This is a genomic window from Pseudomonas sp. D(2018) (assembly GCF_005502555.1).
GTDB lineage: Bacteria > Pseudomonadota > Gammaproteobacteria > Pseudomonadales > Pseudomonadaceae > Metapseudomonas > Metapseudomonas resinovorans.
The window spans coordinates 38,255-53,130 of record NZ_SCOK01000009.1 but is presented as its reverse complement, the minus strand read 5'-3'; the positions used below and the strand labels follow the sequence as shown (position 1 = coordinate 53,130).

The following is a 14,876-nucleotide window of genomic DNA, read 5'->3' as shown; positions in this document are numbered from 1 at the left end:
AACGCGCCTTTTCTATCCTCAAGCCACCACCGCCACATGCGCCGGTGTCCTCGGAAACACCAGTGCCGCTGCGAATGTCAGCACCGCAAACCCCACCAGCACCAGATACAACCCCACAAGCCCCTGCCTCGGCTCAATGAAGGCGATCATCGGAATCGCCGCCGCGCTGGCACCGAATGAAACGAAGTAGCGCAGCGCGAAGACCCGCGCCTGCCAACGAGGTGCGACGAAGTTGGCAACCATCGAGTCGTTCACCGTTACCTGGCCGAACACTACGAACATGAAGGCCGCCCCCAGGGCGATCACCACCCAGCCGTCGGCCCAGGCCATCGCCAGCAGCAAGGGCGCTTGGCAGAAGGTCAGCAGCACGAAGGGCACCTTGAGGCTGACACGATCGATCACCCGACCGATCAGCAACTGGGCCACCGCGCCAAAGGCGTAGGCCAGGCTGACCACCAGACCGAGAGTTTCCGGTGCGACGAAGAGGTCATGCAGGCGCTCCTGGAACAGCTTGGGATAGGTCACGGTGGAGGCGTTGAACACCACACCGCCGGTCGCAGTCACCAACGCCAGCACGCCGAATACGAGCGGCATCGATACTCCAGCCGCGAGGCCTCCGCGTTGGGCGCCGGCCGCCGCGGAGGTGGGCGCTTCCTCGCGCACGCACCAGGCGAACCAGAAGCCCAGCAGCACTGCCACGACGCCAGGCAGGATGAAGGCTGCGCGCCAGCCGAACTGCGCGGTGAGATAGCCAGTGAGCAGCGCGGCAAAGGCCACCCCGAGATTGCCCCACATGCCATTAATGCCGATTTCCCGCCCGCGATTCTCCGCATGGGCCACCAGCATTGCCGTACCCACCGGGTGGTAGATGGCAGCGAACACCCCGACCAGGGTAAGCCCCGCTACCAGGGCCGGAATCGAGGTGCAGAGGCCAGTGAAGATGGCCGAGGCACCGATCCCCAGGAAGAACACCAGCATCATGTGGCGCCGGCTCCAGCGGTCACCCAGCCAGCCGGCGGGTAGTGAGCACGCACCGAAGGCGATGAAGCCGCCGAGCGATAGGCCGATCAGCTCGCCGTAGGCAAGACCGAAGTCGCGCCCCATGCCAAGCACGGCAGCGGGGAAGATGAGCATGAACATGTGGTCAATCACATGGGCGGCGTTGATGAAGCGGATAACGGTTCGAGGTCGATTCATGGCAGCGAACGTTTGGTTGTTGGAAGCGCCATGCTAGGTTGTCCACTAAGAATCAACCGGCCACAGAAGTCATCGAATCGGACATGCTGATCAGACTCCACCAGCACGACCGCCTGAGCGCAGTTGCCCGCGACTATCAGGACGGCGCCCACGTCGAACGCCACTGCCACGAGGAAGCACAATTCCTCTACGCCGCACGCGGCCTGATGCGCCTGGTCACGACAGCCGGCGCCTGGGTGATACCTCCGACCCAGGCGGTGTGGATTCCACCGGGCGTGGAGCACCAGATATTCATGGCCGGACAGGTGCAGATGCGCACCCTGTTCATCGCCGCCGATGCCGTTCCCGCCTCCCTCGACGACTGCTGCGTGCTGGCGGTCCCGCCGCTGCTGCGGGAACTGATCCTGCGCGCCGTTCAACTGGAGGAGATGGACGCCGAGGAGCACAGGGCCCTGGTGCAACGGCTGTTACTCCACGAAATCGCCGCCCTGGAGCACATGCCCCTGCACCTGCCATTGCCAGAGGACCGACGCCTGCGAGCCATCTGTCTGGCACTGCTGAAAGCGCCGGAGCAGGACCGCACACTGGAAGATTGGGGACTGGAGGTAGGCGCCAGTAGCCGCACCCTGGCCCGGCTGTTCGCCCGCGAACTGGGCATGAGCTTCAACGACTGGCGCCAGCAGTTGCGGCTGACGGAGGCCCTGCCCCGCTTGCTGTCGGGACAGAGCGTGCAGAAAGTGGCCGTTGACCTTGGTTACGGCAGCGGCCGTGCCTTCAGCGCCATGTTCCGGCGCCTGCTGGGGAAGAACCCGAGGGAGTACGTGGCCAGCCTGGGGTTGCTGGCCACGCTGGAGACGGAATGAATCATTGCCTGTAGGGGCCAAGCGAGCCGAAGGTTCGCGCCCTCAACGATTTACTTCAGCTCAGTAAAGGCCAGCTTGATCCCCAGCCCCACCAGCACCGCGCCCATCAGCCGGTCGAACCAGTGGCCCATGCGGGCAAAGCCTGCGCGCACGCGGCGGTGGCTGAACAGCAGTGCCACCAGGCTGAACCAGGCGGCAGTGGCGCACGCCAGGTAGACGCCATAGCCAGCCTGCACCGTCAGCGGCGTATGTGGATTGATGACCACGGTGAATAGCGACAGGAAGAACAGGGTCGCCTTCGGATTCAAGCCGTTGGTGACGAAGCCTGTGACGAAGGCGCCGCGCGGGCTGCGCTCGCCGGCCATGAGGGAGGCTTCTGCTGCCACCGGGTCTGCAGGTTTGGCCCGCAAGGCCTTGATGCCGATGTACAGCAGATAGGCGGCAGCCGCCCATTTCAACGCGTTGAACAGCATGATCGACTGCGACACGATCAGGCCGATGCCCAGCAGCGAATAGGCCACATGCACGAAGATGCCCATGCCCACCCCCAACGCCGTCCAGGTACCCGCACGGCGACCATGGGCCACGCTCTCGCGCACCACGATGGCGAAGTCCGGACCGGGACTGGCCACGGCCAGCAGGTGAATCAGGGCGACGGTGAGGAATTCCGTCCAGTACATGCGACCTCCGAGGGATGTAACAAGCTTTGATAGGCTGGCAACCTTACGCCTTCCAACGGACTCGCAAAAGGTACAGCCCCGCATGAACAGCAGCCGCGCCGTATTCCTCGACCACGCTTCTCTCGATCTTGGCGACCTCGACCTGGCCCCGCTGCAGCTGGCCTTCGGCGAACTGCAACTGCATGCGCAGTCCGCTGCCGAAGAGGTTGCCGAGCGCTTGCGTGGCGCCCAGGTAGCCATCAGCAACAAGGTGCGCATCGACGCCGCCACCATGGCCGCGACCCCGGACCTCAAGCTGATCCTGGTAGCCGCCACCGGCACCAACAACATCGATCTGGAAGCCGCTCGCAAGCATGGCATCACCGTCTGCAACTGCCAGGGCTACGGCACGCCGTCGGTGGCCCAGCACACCCTGGCACTGTTGCTCGCGCTGGCCACCAGCCTGCCGGACTACCAGGCCGCCGTGCGCGCCGGCCGCTGGCAGCAAGCCAGCCAGTTCTGCCTGCTGGACTTTCCCATCATGGAACTGGAGGGCAAGACCCTGGGCCTGCTCGGCCACGGTGAGCTGGGTGGTGCAGTGGCGCGCCTGGCCGAAGCCTTTGGCATGCGCGTGCTGCTCGGCCAACTGCCCGGGCGCCCTCCCCGCGCCGACCGCCTGCCGCTGAGTGAGCTGTTGCCCCAGGTGGATGCACTGACCCTGCACTGCCCGCTCAATGAACAGACCCGCGACATGATCGGCACCGCCGAACTGGCCCTGATGAAACCGGGTGCCTTGCTGGTGAACACTGCCCGTGGCGGCCTGGTGAACGAAGCGGCCCTGGCCAGCGCCCTGCGCAGCGGCCATCTGGGCGGTGCCGCCACCGACGTACTGACTCAGGAGCCGCCGCGCGACGGCAACCCATTGCTGGCCGCCGACATCCCGCGCCTGATCGTCACGCCGCACAACGCCTGGGGCAGCCGCGAGGCCCGCCAGCGCATCGTGCAGCAACTCGCCGACAACGGCGTCGCCTGGCTGAAGGATTCGCCCGTCAGAGTCGTAAGCTAGTTCCTACAAGTTCCTGATAAAATTCGCTGCTTTTATCAGGATCTTTCTTCAGATGGACCCTCGCAGCGAAGTCCTGCTCAGGCAGGCGGAACTGTTCCAACGCCCGGTGCTGCTGGCCGGGCTGCCGGCGGATGACCTGCTCGGCACCTTGCCGCAGGCCAGCGGCTGGAGCTGGCACGCCGGTGAACAGGCAGCCCTGGAAGCCCGCTTCGCCGGGCGTAGCCAGTTCGGCACCACACCGCCGGACGTGCCCTTTGCCGCGGCCGTGCTATTCCTGCCCAAATCCCGCGAGCTCACCGACTACCTGCTGGCTGCGCTCGCCGCGCGCCTGCCCGGTGGCGAACTGTTCCTCGTCGGCGAGAAGCGCGGCGGCATCGAACGCGCCGCCAAACAATTGGCCACCCTCGGCAAGCCGCGCAAGCTGGACAGCGCACGCCACTGCCAGCTCTGGCAGGTAAACATCGACCAGGCGCCCGCCGCCCCCGACCTGGAAGCCCTGGCCCAGCGCTATCGCCTGGACCTGACTGACGGCCCGCTGGAAGTAGTGAGCCTGCCTGGCGTGTTCAGCCATGGCCGACTGGACCGCGGCAGCGCCCTGCTCCTGCAGCAACTGGATGGTCTGCCCAGCGGCCATCTGCTGGACTTCGGTTGCGGTGCCGGGGTGCTCGGCGCGGTACTCAAGCGCCGTTATCCACAGAGCCAGCTGACCCTATTGGACGTGGATGCCTTCGCGGTCGCCAGCAGCCGCCTGACCCTGGCCGCCAATGGTCTGGAGGGCGACGTGATCGCTGCAGACGGTATCCATGGCGCGCCCGAAGGCCTGGCGGCAATCATCAGCAACCCGCCCTTCCACCAGGGTGTGCATACCGATTACCAGGCCAGCGAAGACTTGCTGCGCGAGGCCAGGGATCACCTGCTGCCAGGTGGCGAACTGCGCATCGTGGCCAACAGCTTCCTCAAATACCCGCCGCTTATCGAGTACCATCTCGGCCCCTGCCAGCCCCTCGCCGAAGGGGATGGCTTCCGCATTTACCGTTCCCGCCGGGTCTGACCTGGCGGGCACCGCCTCAATACCCTTGCTCAAGCGGCATCCAATAGCCGCCCTCTCCCCCGGTCTCGGCCGGGGGATCTGGAGATCTTTGTGACCAATTTGAACACTGCTATCGCCACTCCACCCAAGGATGGGCTGCATCGCTCCCTCAAACCCCGCCACCTGAACATGATCGCCATCGGCGGCTCCATCGGTACTGGCCTGTTCGTCGCGTCCGGCGCCACCGTAGCCACTGCCGGACCGGGCGGCGCATTGCTGGCCTACGCGCTGATTGGCCTGATGGTCTACTTCCTGATGACCAGCCTGGGCGAGATGGCCGCGCACATCCCGGTTTCCGGCTCGTTCAGCACTTATGGCAGCCGCTTCGTCGACGATGGCTTCGGTTTCGCCCTGGGTTGGAACTATTGGTACAACTGGGCGGTGACCATTGCCGCTGAACTGGTAGCGGCGCAGCTGATCATGAGTTTCTGGCTGCCGGACGTGCCCGGCATCTACTGGAGCGCCCTGTTCCTCGGCCTGATGTTCCTGCTCAACGTGATCTCGGTGAAGGGCTTCGGCGAAAGCGAGTTCTGGTTCGCCCTGATCAAGGTCGTGACGGTGGTGGTGTTCATCGGCATTGGCCTGGCCACCATCTTCGGCATCATGGGCGGTATCGAGTCGCCTGGCTTCAGCAACTTCACCCTGGGTGACGCCCCCTTCGTCGGCGGCCTGCAGGCCATGGTCGGCGTCGCGATGATCGCCGGCTTCTCGTTCCAGGGCACCGAGTTGATCGGCATTGCCGCGGGCGAATCGGAGAACCCGAAGAAGAACATCCCCATCGCCATCCGCCAGGTGTTCTGGCGAATCCTGATGTTCTACATCCTGGCCATCTTCGTGATCGGCATGCTGATCCCCTACACCGAGCCGAACCTGCTGAAGAACGACGCCAGCGACATCAGCGTTTCACCCTTCACCCTGCTCTTCGAGCGCGCCGGTTTCGCTGCCGCGGCGAGCGTGATGAACGCGGTGATCCTTACCGCCATCCTCTCGGCCGGCAACTCGGGCATGTACGCGTCCAGCCGCATGCTTTACAACCTGGCGCTGCAGGGCAAGGCACCGAGGCTCTTCTCTCGCCTGTCCGCCAGCGGCGTGCCGCGCAACGCCCTCTACGCCACTACCCTGGTCGGCGCGCTGTGTTTCTTCACCTCGATCGTCGGCGACAGCACCCTCTACACCTGGCTGCTGAACACCTCGGGCATGTGTGGCTTCATCGCCTGGCTGGGCATCGCCATCTCCCACTACCGCTTTCGCAAGGGCTACCTGTCCCAGGGCGGTCGCCTGGAAGACCTGCCCTACCGCGCCAAGCTGTTTCCCTTCGGCCCGCTGTTCGCCTTCATCCTGTGCCTGGCAATCACCCTGGGGCAGAACTACCAGGCGTTCTTCGGTGATCGCATCGACTGGGCGGGCCTTGCGGCCACCTACATCAGCCTTCCGCTGTTCCTCGCCATTTGGCTGGGTTACCGCCTGAAGAAGGGCAGCCGCCTGGTGAACTACGCGGAGATGGATGTGCGCGGCGGCGACAACTGACCGACCGGCAATTCGCGCTTGCCGGGGCGACCCGGCTTGTGCAAAATGCGCCCCGTCCTAGGGGAGTAGTCTCCCGCGAGCGCCCTGCTCGCATGGCATGCGTCAACACACTTGGTCCACAGACCATGGCGCATGCGACCCAGAGCCTGCATAGACAGGCCCGCGGTTTGACAAGACCTATGACACATACAACCTGACCCGGGGTGGGCAGATTGCGTGTGTCATGGTGATTAGTCGACCCGCCCCCGTAGGAACCCTGATGCTGGAATCCCTCTTCGTCCCGACCCTGATCGTTGCCCTCGCCGAAATCGGTGACAAGACTCAGTTGCTCGCACTTCTGCTCGCCGCTCGCTTCCGCAAGCCTTGGCCGATCATCTGGGGCATCGTCGCCGCTACCCTGGCCAACCATTTCGCCGCCGGTGCGGTGGGTTCGTGGGTCGCCAGCTTCTTCTCCGCCGCCACCCTGAGCTGGATTCTTGCCGCCTCTTTCGCCGCCGTCGCCCTCTGGACCCTGGTACCGGACAAGCTGGATGACGACGAAGAATCCGGGCTGAAGAAGTACGGCCCGTTCGTCACCACCCTGATCGCCTTCTTCCTCGCCGAAATGGGCGACAAGACCCAGGTCGCCACTGTGATGCTGGCAGCGCAGTACCCGCATTTCGTGATGGTGGTCCTGGGCACCACCCTCGGCATGCTGATTGCCAACGTCCCGGTGGTGCTGGCCGGTAACTTCGCGGCTGATCGCCTGCCGCTGACGCTGATCCGCCGCCTGGCCGCCGTCGCCTTCGCCGCCCTGGCCGTCTACGCCATATACGAAGCGCTGAAGCTCAGCGGAATGATCTGACCGGCCCCGCACAGCCTTTCGTAGGATAGGTTGAGCGACGCTCAAGCGGAGCGCCGCCGGCCACATCCTACGAAGTTGCCTCCAACCGGCGGCGTTTCGGCCAATGGCTGGAACGAGCGTACTGGTAAAGTGACGCGCTGGATCAAGGCGCAGGGGAGCGCATCGTGTCACTGGACGATATGAAAAGGCTGGTTCGCCAGCACATCGAGCTGTCGTGGAACAAAGGCCGCCTGGCGCTGGCCGAGCAGTTGCAGAGCAAGGACTTCCTCTACAAGAGCTCCTTCATTGGCCGGCCCCTCAACAGCGCCGCCTACAGCCAGATGGTCGCGAACATCCGCGATGCCATGCCCGACCTGGAAGTGGTGGTGGAGGAATGCATAGCCGAAGGCAACAAGGTGGTGACCTGGTGCACGCTGATCGGCAGCATCCAGAAGCCTGCCCTGGGCTATCCACCCAGCGACAGGATTCTCAGCATCTCGGCCATGGCCTTCTGGACCCTCAATAGCCTGGGTGAGGTACAGGAGATCTGCACCATGTTCGACATGGAAAGCTTCCGCGCCCAGCTCGGCCTCTCGACCCAGCCCCTGGCCGAGAAAGCCCTGCCCTGATCACAGATAGCCGTTGGCCCGGAACCAGCCAATGGTGCGTTCCAGGGTGACCTCCAGCGGCGTCTCGGCAACGAAGCCCAGTTCGTGCTGGGCCTTGCTGCCATCCAGGAACTGCCCGCCGGCCATCACCGCGATGGCCGTATCATCCAGCTTCGGCAACTCGCCTGAGAGCCGGTAACGCATCCTGCCGAGCGCCGCCATGCCCTTGGCCAACGCCAGCGGCATCGGTTGCGGCGGCTGCACGCCAAGCAGGTTGGCGATACGCTCAGTCAGTTCGGCCATCTCGATGTTCTGTCCGGCCAGCAGGTAACGCTCGCCCACCCGCCCCTTCTCCAGCGCCAGCAGCAGGCCGCGCCCGGCATCGGCGGCATCCAACACGTTGCGCCGGCCGGGTACATAGTGGGTCATCCAACCTTGGGCCATGGCGGTGATGAGGCGCCCGGTACTGGGGACGGCATCGAACTCGCCGAGGCACATACCAGGAATTCCGATGATCACCGGCAGGCCGCTACGGGCCTGTTCACGGGCCTGTTCATCCAGCGCCCACTTGCTCAGCAGATAAGCGTTCTTCCAGCGCGGCATGCCTTCATAGAACAACCCCTCGTGACCGGGCAGGCCTTCGGGATGGCGAGGCAGGGCAATGGCAGCGCCGGTATAGAGAATGCGCGGCACGTGGGCAGCGAGGCAGGCGGCGTAGAAGTGGTTGGTCTCGTCGAGGGCGCTGGCAACCTCTTCCTGCCAGCGGCGCGGCCGCTTCGGGTAGCCTGCGGCGCAGAAGATCACACCGTCGAGGCCACTGAGCGTGCGAGTGAGACCGGCATGATCGAGCAGTTCGGCGGACCGGCACTCGGGCTCCAGGTAGGCCAGCCGCTCGATCCGTGACGACGGCCGATGTATCAGCACCAGCTGGTGCCCCGCGGCTTTCACCGCCCGAGCCGTGTGATGGCCGAGCAAGCCGGTTGCTCCAAGTACGGCGATTTTCACTGCAGCTCCTCATCCGTTGGAGATTCGCCACCCCGGAGAGTCCGAAGTGGCGGCAAGCAGTCTAGAACGCGGGTTGCCGGGATGCCAGCCGCTGGGCCGGCACCTTGCCCTCCTCAGCGTTGCCCCTTGGCCTGCTGGTACAGCGGCATCACTTTCGGAATGGCCGCCTTCAGCGACGACATCCGCGAGCTGGAGGACGGGTGCGTGCTCATGAACTCCGGCGGCGCACCACCACCGGCCTGCTCCATCTTCTGCCAGAGGGTGATCGCGGCGTTCGGGTCGTAGCCGGCACGGGCGGCGAGTTCCAGGCCGATCAAGTCCGCCTCGTTCTCGTTGGACCGGCTGTTGGGCAGGGTCATCAGGTAGTCGACACCTGCGTTGGCCATGCCCAGGCCGGCCTGACCGACGCCCAGCACCGAGCCGATCTGGTTGGCCATTTGCACGCCATAGGCCTTGGACATGGCTTCACGGCTGTGTTCGCGCAGGGCGTGGGCGATCTCGTGGCCCATCACCGCTGCCAGTTCGTCATCGGTGAGTTTGAGCTTATCGATCAAGCCGCTGTAGACGATGATCTTGCCACCGGGACCGCAGTTGGCGTTGAGTTCGTCGCTGTCGATCACGTTGGCTTCCCACGCCCATTGCGCGGCGTCCGGACGGAACGCGGACGTCTGGGCGATCAGGCGCTTGGCAATCGCGTCGACACGACGGGCATCGGTGCTGTTCTTGTCCAGCACGCCCTTTTGCGAGGCCTCGCTCAGGGTCTGCTGGTAGGACTGGGCGTACATCTGATTGAGCTCGGCACTCGACAGCATGCTGAACATGTACTGCTTGCGCTCGACGCCCACTGCCCCGCCGCTCGTGGTGTTGACGGCCTGGCATCCTGCCAGGAGCAGGGCCGCGGTCAGCCCGGACAGATAAAACAGCTTGGCCATGATGGCTCTCCATCTCTTTGCGAGGTCGGTAATGCTACGGCCGACCAGATAACCCGGCAACCGCGTCGCATGTAGACAAGCCGACGACGCTTTTATCTGCATGGGCGATTTAGGAAATTTCACAGTGCGGCCGATATACAGATGCAAGGTGAAGTCCTTTTTTCCCCGGAGCCCACATGAAGTTCAGGTCCATTCAATTCTCCATCGCAGCCTTGGCAGGAGCCAGCGTGCTGGCGGTGGTTGCCGCCCTGGTGCTCTACGCACTGTTTTCCGGTGCGAAAACCCAGGAACTGGTGCAGCAACGAACCCAGGCGCTGCTCGAACAGGTCATCAACGAGCGGCTGGTGGCCCTTGCCGGTTCCCAGGTCAGCCAGATTCAGCGCGAACTGGAATTGCCGCTGGGCATCGCCAAGAACATGGCCAACCTCAACAGCCTGCTGGGGGAAACCGATGAGGCCGGCAATCCAAAGTTGAGCATCAGCCGCGAGCAACTCAACAATCTGGTGCGCCAGACCACGGAGCGCAATCCCAAGCTGAACGGTAGCTACATCGGCTGGGAGCCCAATGCCATCGACGGCGCCGATGCCAACTACGCGGGACAGAAAGGCAACGGCTACGACGGTACCGGCCGCTTCCTGCCTTGGTGGTTCCGCAACGCAGACGGCAGCCTGGGCCAGGACGCCATTGGTTTCATGGAAAGCGAGAAGATGCTCAACACGGGCGTCCGCGAAGGCGAGTACTACCTCTGCCCGAAAGAACGCAAGAAACCCTGCGCCATCGACCCCGCACCCTATGACGTGGGCGGCAAGATCATGATCCTTTCGTCCTTTACCGCGCCGATCATGATCAAGGGCGAATTCCGCGGCATCAGTGGCGCCGACTTCTCCCTGAATTTCATCCAGGACCTGCTGACCAAGGCCGACCAGCAGCTTTACGACGGTGCCGGCGACATGGCCCTGATCGCCAGCAACAACCGCCTGGTGGCCTACTCCAGGGACAGCGCCAAACTGGGTGAAGAAGCCGCCAAGGTGTTCGACACCAGCACCATGGACAGCCTGCGCGGGTTCTCCGGCAATCAGCCGTCCTACCGCATCGACCAGGCCAGCCAGCGCATCGAACTGATGGTGCCGTTCGGCATCGGCGACACCGACGCCCGCTGGGTGCTGCTGATCCAACTGCCGGTGCAGGCAGTGATGAAGGAACTGTCCCAGTTGCAGGGCAACCTCGCCGCCCAGCGCGACGCCGATATCTTCGGCATGACCCTGGTGGGGCTGCTCATCGCCGGTCTCGGCCTGCTGGTGATCTGGTTCGTCGGCTACGGCATCGCCCGTCCGCTACGCCAGATGGTCGGCATGCTCGACGATATCGCCAAGGGCGACGGCGACCTGACCCAACGCCTGCACAACAACCGGGCCGATGAAATGGGCGCCATCGCGGGCGGTTTCAACACCTTCCTCGGCAAGCTGCAATCGATGATCAGCCAGGTGGTGACCTCGGTGCAGAAGGTCAGCGATTCGTCCGAGCACACCGCCGACATCGCCATCCGCACCAACCAGGGCGTGCAGAAGCAACTGGCGGAGATCGAGCTGGTGGCCACCGCCGTCCATGAGATGACCGCCACCGCCCAGGATGTGGCGCGCAATGCAACCCACGCGGCGGAAGCGGCCAGCCATGCCGACCAGGCAGCCAACCACGGCAAGCGCATCGTCCACAGCACCGCCGAAGCCATCTCCGCCCTGGCCACCGAGATCGGCCGCGCCGTGGGCGTGGTGCAGAACCTGGCCAAGGACAGCGAGAACATCAACGCCATCCTGGTGGCCATCCGTGGCATCGCCGAGCAGACCAACCTGCTGGCGCTGAACGCGGCCATCGAGGCAGCGCGTGCGGGTGAGCAGGGCCGCGGCTTCGCTGTGGTTGCCGACGAGGTGCGCAACCTGGCGCAAAAGACCCAGCAGGCCACCGAAGAAATCCAGACGATGATCCAGCAACTGCAGCACGGCACCCGTGAAGTGGTGAAGGTGATGCAGGACAGCCAGGAGAAGACCGACACCAGCGTGCAGCACGCCAACGAGGCCGCCCATGCGCTGGAGTCGATCACCCAGGCGGTATCGGTGATCAACGACATGAACACCCAGATCGCCAGCGCGGCCGAGGAACAGAGCGCAGTGGCCGAAGACATCAACCGCAACGTGATCAACATCGGCCAGGTGGCCAACGAGGTCGCCGGCGGTGCCGACGAAGCCTCCCAGGCCAGCGCCGAACTGACCAAGCTGGCCGAGCAGCAAAGGCGGCTGATCAATCAGTTCAGGGTGTAAAACCAAAAGCCCCTCTCGAAGAGGGGCTTTTTCGTAGGAAAAGGGCGCCTCAAGCCGGCGTCAGGCACTCCGGCCCGTCCAGCTTCGGGTCATTCACCAGGTTCGCCAGTGGGCGTTCGCGCAACTGCGGCCCCGGCCTGGCCAGCAGTTCGAGCAACTGCATTGGCGTCGAATCAGCGGCCAGCCAGAGCCGCTGGCCTTCCTCGTCCAGCACCAGCGGGCGACGCAGGTCGGCCACGGGCTGGGTGACCATCGCCAGGCTGAGGTATTCCATGCCACCGACCGGATAGGCCTCCCACAGCGCGGCGAAGTACATGATTCCGCCTTCGGCGCTGACCCAGTAGGGCCGCTTGCGCACACCGCGCCACTCGTAGAAACCATTGGCCAGGATCAGGCAGCGCCGCGAACGGAAGGCTTCGCGGAACATCGGCTGGTCGGCCAGGGTTTCGACACGGGCGTGGGCGGGGGTCTTCGACAGGTCGGTGAGCCAGGCCGGAGTCAACCCCCAGCGGGCCATGTCGGCGCGGCGTTGGTCACCCAGTTCACGCAGCATCAATACCCGGCCACCGGGGGCCAGGTTCCAGTGCGGTTGATGGTCGGCGGGGAAACCAGGAAGGGCCGCCAGTGCAGGCGTCCAGCGAAACAGAGCGAAACGTCCAGACATGGGGCAGCCTGTTCAGGTCGGGGATCAGCAGAGCAGCGTGCCGGGATAGCTGTCAGGCTCTTCGCCCGGCAGGGGTTGCGCGGCATTGTACGCGGCGATCAACCCGCTGGCGCGTTCGGCGTCGTCGTCCTCGACCAGCAGGCCGAGCAAGCCGAACATCGGTAGTTCCCCGATGCCCCCCAGCAGATGGCTACCGGCCAGGTGGGCCTCCACGCCCTCACTGGAGAGCATGCCCAGCAGCAGTTCGGCTTCGATCAGGTCCCTGGGCTCATAGATGCGCCGCATCAGTCATCCTCCCGGCGAACCTCCAGGCTCCAGTCCTGGCCGTCGGTCCAGAGCAGGAACAGGATGGGCCGGCAGCACACCGGGCAATCTTCGATGTATTGCTGGTCGCCACCCGAGAGATCGAGCACAGCTTCGGCTGGCTCGCCGCAGTAAGGGCATTGGTAGTCCTCTGTTTCCAGCATCCCGCCTCCCGTGTGACTTGCCTGTATAATCGCCGGTCTATTTGACGCCCCGAACACCCGGGCCTCCCCCCCTTTACCCAGCCAATTCCAGAACAAGAGTGACCAATGGGCGAATTTGAAGCCATCCGACCCTATGACGATGCCGAGGTACCGGCAGTGCTCTCGCGCCTGTTCGCCGATGACGCCTTCCTCGGCACCCTCACCCGCTATCGTTTCCCGAAACTGGCGGGACCGCTGGGCTGGCTCCTCAAGCCTGTTATAGCTCATCGGCTACGTCGGGAGTTCGCCAGCATCGATTCGGTGGCCGCGTTGCAGGACCGCATCGAGCCCTATGTGGATAACACCATCGAGCGCGCCACCGACGGCGTGACCTACTCGGGCGTGGAACGCCTGAAGCCAGGCACCGCCTACCTGTTCCTGGCCAACCACCGCGACATCGTCATGGACCCGGCCTTCGTCAACTACGCCGTGTACCACGCAGGCCTTCCGACGCCCCGCATCGCCATCGGCGACAACCTGCTGCAGAAGCCCTACGTCAGCGACCTGATGCGCCTGAACAAGAGCTTCATCGTGCACCGCAACCTGGCTGGACGCCGCGAGAAGCTGGCAGCCTTCCAACTGCTGTCGGCCTACATCAATCACTCGATCCGCCAGGATGGACAGTCGATCTGGATCGCCCAGGCCGAGGGTCGCGCCAAGGACGGTGATGACCGCACCGATTCGGCGATCCTCAAGATGTTCCACATGAGTCGCAAGGACGAGCCCTTCTCGAATGTGATTCGTGACCTGCACCTGATTCCGGTATCCATCAGCTACGAGTACGACCCCTGCGACCAGGCCAAGGCTCGTGAACTGCAGATCCGCGCCAGCACGGGCAGCTACGCCAAGGCTGCGGGCGAAGACGACACCAGCATTGCCCTGGGCATCACCGGCTACAAGGGCCGGGTGCACATTGCCTTCGGTAGCGAGATCGGCAGCGCCAGCGAAGACGCCAAGCAACTGGCCCAGGAAATCGACAAACAGATCCTCGGCGGATATCGCCTGTTCCCGGTGCACTACCTGGCCTACGCCCTGTGGGGCGAACGCGACCCGGAACTGCAGGTCCCGACGGCAGCGGAAGTGTTCAGCGGCGACGAACTGGCTCGCGCCGAGGCCGAGTGGCAGAAACGCCTGGGCGCCTGCCCCGAAGAACAACGCCCCTACCTGATCCAGCAGTACGCCAACCCGGTGCGCAATCAGTACCGGATCAAGGCAGGTCTACCGCTTTAACCAGGCTCCAGAACGCAAAACGGCGACCCTTGGGTCGCCGTTCTTGTTTTGCGCTGGTGCACTCAGAGTTGCGTACTGGCCCAAGACACGCCCAGGGCTACTGCCAAGCTGAAATAGCCAAAACTGTAGAAGAAGCGATTGAGGCGCCGAGCAGACTCATCCTGCACGTCGGTGGTTTCCATCTCTTCCAGATCGCTCTCGGCAGCCAGACGGGCAATGGAACGCTGCTCGCGCAGACGGGTAGCCAGCAACACCCAGGCGCCGGCAGATGCAAAGAACAAAGCCAGGCCATTCACAACCTGTGCGGGGTGGGCCAGGAACATGGCCCAAAGCGCCTGCAGCGACATCTTCAACTCCGCTTCAGGCGGTGCGACCGTGCACGCAACCTGCA

16 protein-coding genes, 1 pseudogene and 1 riboswitch are annotated in these 14,876 nt (G+C 64.2%); of the genes and pseudogenes, 9 read left to right on the top strand and 8 right to left on the bottom strand.

What is annotated here, in order from left to right; genetic code table 11:
• Window positions 1-18: 18 nt before the first annotated feature.
• The gene (locus FFS60_RS08670; RefSeq protein ID WP_137821732.1) at window positions 19-1,197 is read right to left on the bottom strand and encodes an MFS transporter; all 1,179 of its coding nucleotides are present in this window, start codon (window positions 1,195-1,197) and stop codon (window positions 19-21) included.
• Between the two features lie 83 nt (window positions 1,198-1,280).
• Between FFS60_RS08670 and FFS60_RS08665 the strand changes: the two genes are divergently transcribed.
• Window positions 1,281-2,060 (top strand): helix-turn-helix domain-containing protein, encoded by a 780-nt coding sequence (locus tag FFS60_RS08665; protein ID WP_137821731.1) that lies wholly within the window; start codon window positions 1,281-1,283, stop codon window positions 2,058-2,060.
• 50 nt (window positions 2,061-2,110) lie between these two features.
• Here the strand turns inward: FFS60_RS08665 and FFS60_RS08660 are convergent, their stop codons facing one another.
• A complete protein-coding gene (locus FFS60_RS08660; RefSeq protein ID WP_028629958.1) occupies window positions 2,111-2,740 on the bottom strand; it encodes a LysE family translocator in 630 nt (209 codons plus the stop codon).
• An 82-nt stretch (window positions 2,741-2,822) separates the two neighbouring features.
• Between FFS60_RS08660 and FFS60_RS08655 the strand changes: the two genes are divergently transcribed.
• The 5 genes from FFS60_RS08655 (at window position 2,823) to FFS60_RS08635 (ending at window position 7,854) form a co-directional block, all read left to right on the top strand.
• Window positions 2,823-3,785, top strand: a complete 963-nt coding sequence (locus FFS60_RS08655; protein WP_137821730.1) for a 2-hydroxyacid dehydrogenase — start codon at window positions 2,823-2,825, stop codon at window positions 3,783-3,785.
• 52 nt (window positions 3,786-3,837) lie between these two features.
• Window positions 3,838-4,836 (top strand): class I SAM-dependent methyltransferase, encoded by a 999-nt coding sequence (locus FFS60_RS08650; protein WP_137821729.1) that lies wholly within the window; start codon window positions 3,838-3,840, stop codon window positions 4,834-4,836.
• A 90-nt stretch (window positions 4,837-4,926) separates the two neighbouring features.
• A complete protein-coding gene (locus FFS60_RS08645) occupies window positions 4,927-6,402 on the top strand; it encodes an amino acid permease (RefSeq protein ID WP_371926391.1) in 1,476 nt (491 codons plus the stop codon).
• Window positions 6,403-6,450: 48 nt separating this feature from the next.
• A riboswitch (yybP-ykoY riboswitch) is annotated at window positions 6,451-6,633 on the top strand.
• 31 nt (window positions 6,634-6,664) lie between these two features.
• On the top strand, window positions 6,665-7,246 hold the full coding sequence (locus FFS60_RS08640; protein WP_137821781.1) for a TMEM165/GDT1 family protein: 582 nt from the start codon (window positions 6,665-6,667) through the stop codon (window positions 7,244-7,246).
• Between the two features lie 164 nt (window positions 7,247-7,410).
• A complete protein-coding gene (locus tag FFS60_RS08635) occupies window positions 7,411-7,854 on the top strand; it encodes a ketosteroid isomerase-related protein (protein WP_028629953.1) in 444 nt (147 codons plus the stop codon).
• Here FFS60_RS08635 and FFS60_RS08630 read toward each other — a convergent pair whose 3' ends face one another.
• Both FFS60_RS08630 and FFS60_RS08625 read right to left on the bottom strand, forming a co-directional pair.
• The gene (locus FFS60_RS08630; protein ID WP_137821728.1) at window positions 7,855-8,838 is read right to left on the bottom strand and encodes an NAD-dependent epimerase/dehydratase family protein; all 984 of its coding nucleotides are present in this window, start codon (window positions 8,836-8,838) and stop codon (window positions 7,855-7,857) included. It lies immediately after the preceding gene.
• Window positions 8,839-8,951: 113 nt separating this feature from the next.
• Window positions 8,952-9,770, bottom strand: coding sequence for a M48 family metallopeptidase (locus FFS60_RS08625; protein WP_137821727.1), 819 nt, complete (start codon window positions 9,768-9,770; stop codon window positions 8,952-8,954).
• 176 nt (window positions 9,771-9,946) lie between these two features.
• Here FFS60_RS08625 and FFS60_RS29415 point away from each other — a divergent pair.
• Window positions 9,947-11,227: pseudogene (locus FFS60_RS29415) on the top strand (HAMP domain-containing protein); the annotation flags it as partial.
• A 15-nt stretch (window positions 11,228-11,242) separates the two neighbouring features.
• Entirely contained in the window at window positions 11,243-12,085 is an 843-nt protein-coding gene (locus tag FFS60_RS29410; protein ID WP_371926399.1) for a methyl-accepting chemotaxis protein, read from the top strand.
• Window positions 12,086-12,134: 49 nt separating this feature from the next.
• Here FFS60_RS29410 and FFS60_RS08615 read toward each other — a convergent pair whose 3' ends face one another.
• From FFS60_RS08615 to FFS60_RS08605, 3 genes are read right to left on the bottom strand one after another with little or no spacing between them, the layout of a single operon-like run.
• Window positions 12,135-12,749, bottom strand: a complete 615-nt coding sequence (locus tag FFS60_RS08615) for an SOS response-associated peptidase (protein WP_028629949.1) — start codon at window positions 12,747-12,749, stop codon at window positions 12,135-12,137.
• Between the two features lie 24 nt (window positions 12,750-12,773).
• On the bottom strand, window positions 12,774-13,034 hold the full coding sequence (locus FFS60_RS08610; protein WP_028629948.1) for a DUF2007 domain-containing protein: 261 nt from the start codon (window positions 13,032-13,034) through the stop codon (window positions 12,774-12,776).
• Entirely contained in the window at window positions 13,034-13,216 is a 183-nt protein-coding gene (locus FFS60_RS08605; RefSeq protein ID WP_028629947.1) for a CPXCG motif-containing cysteine-rich protein, read from the bottom strand. Before FFS60_RS08605 ends, FFS60_RS08610 begins: the two co-directional genes overlap by 1 nt.
• Window positions 13,217-13,321: 105 nt before the next feature.
• Between FFS60_RS08605 and FFS60_RS08600 the strand changes: the two genes are divergently transcribed.
• Window positions 13,322-14,485, top strand: coding sequence for a 1-acyl-sn-glycerol-3-phosphate acyltransferase (locus FFS60_RS08600; protein ID WP_137821725.1), 1,164 nt, complete (start codon window positions 13,322-13,324; stop codon window positions 14,483-14,485).
• Window positions 14,486-14,547: 62 nt separating this feature from the next.
• Here FFS60_RS08600 and FFS60_RS08595 read toward each other — a convergent pair whose 3' ends face one another.
• Window positions 14,548-14,832, bottom strand: coding sequence for a hypothetical protein (locus tag FFS60_RS08595; RefSeq protein ID WP_028629945.1), 285 nt, complete (start codon window positions 14,830-14,832; stop codon window positions 14,548-14,550).
• Window positions 14,833-14,876 lie beyond the last annotated feature (44 nt).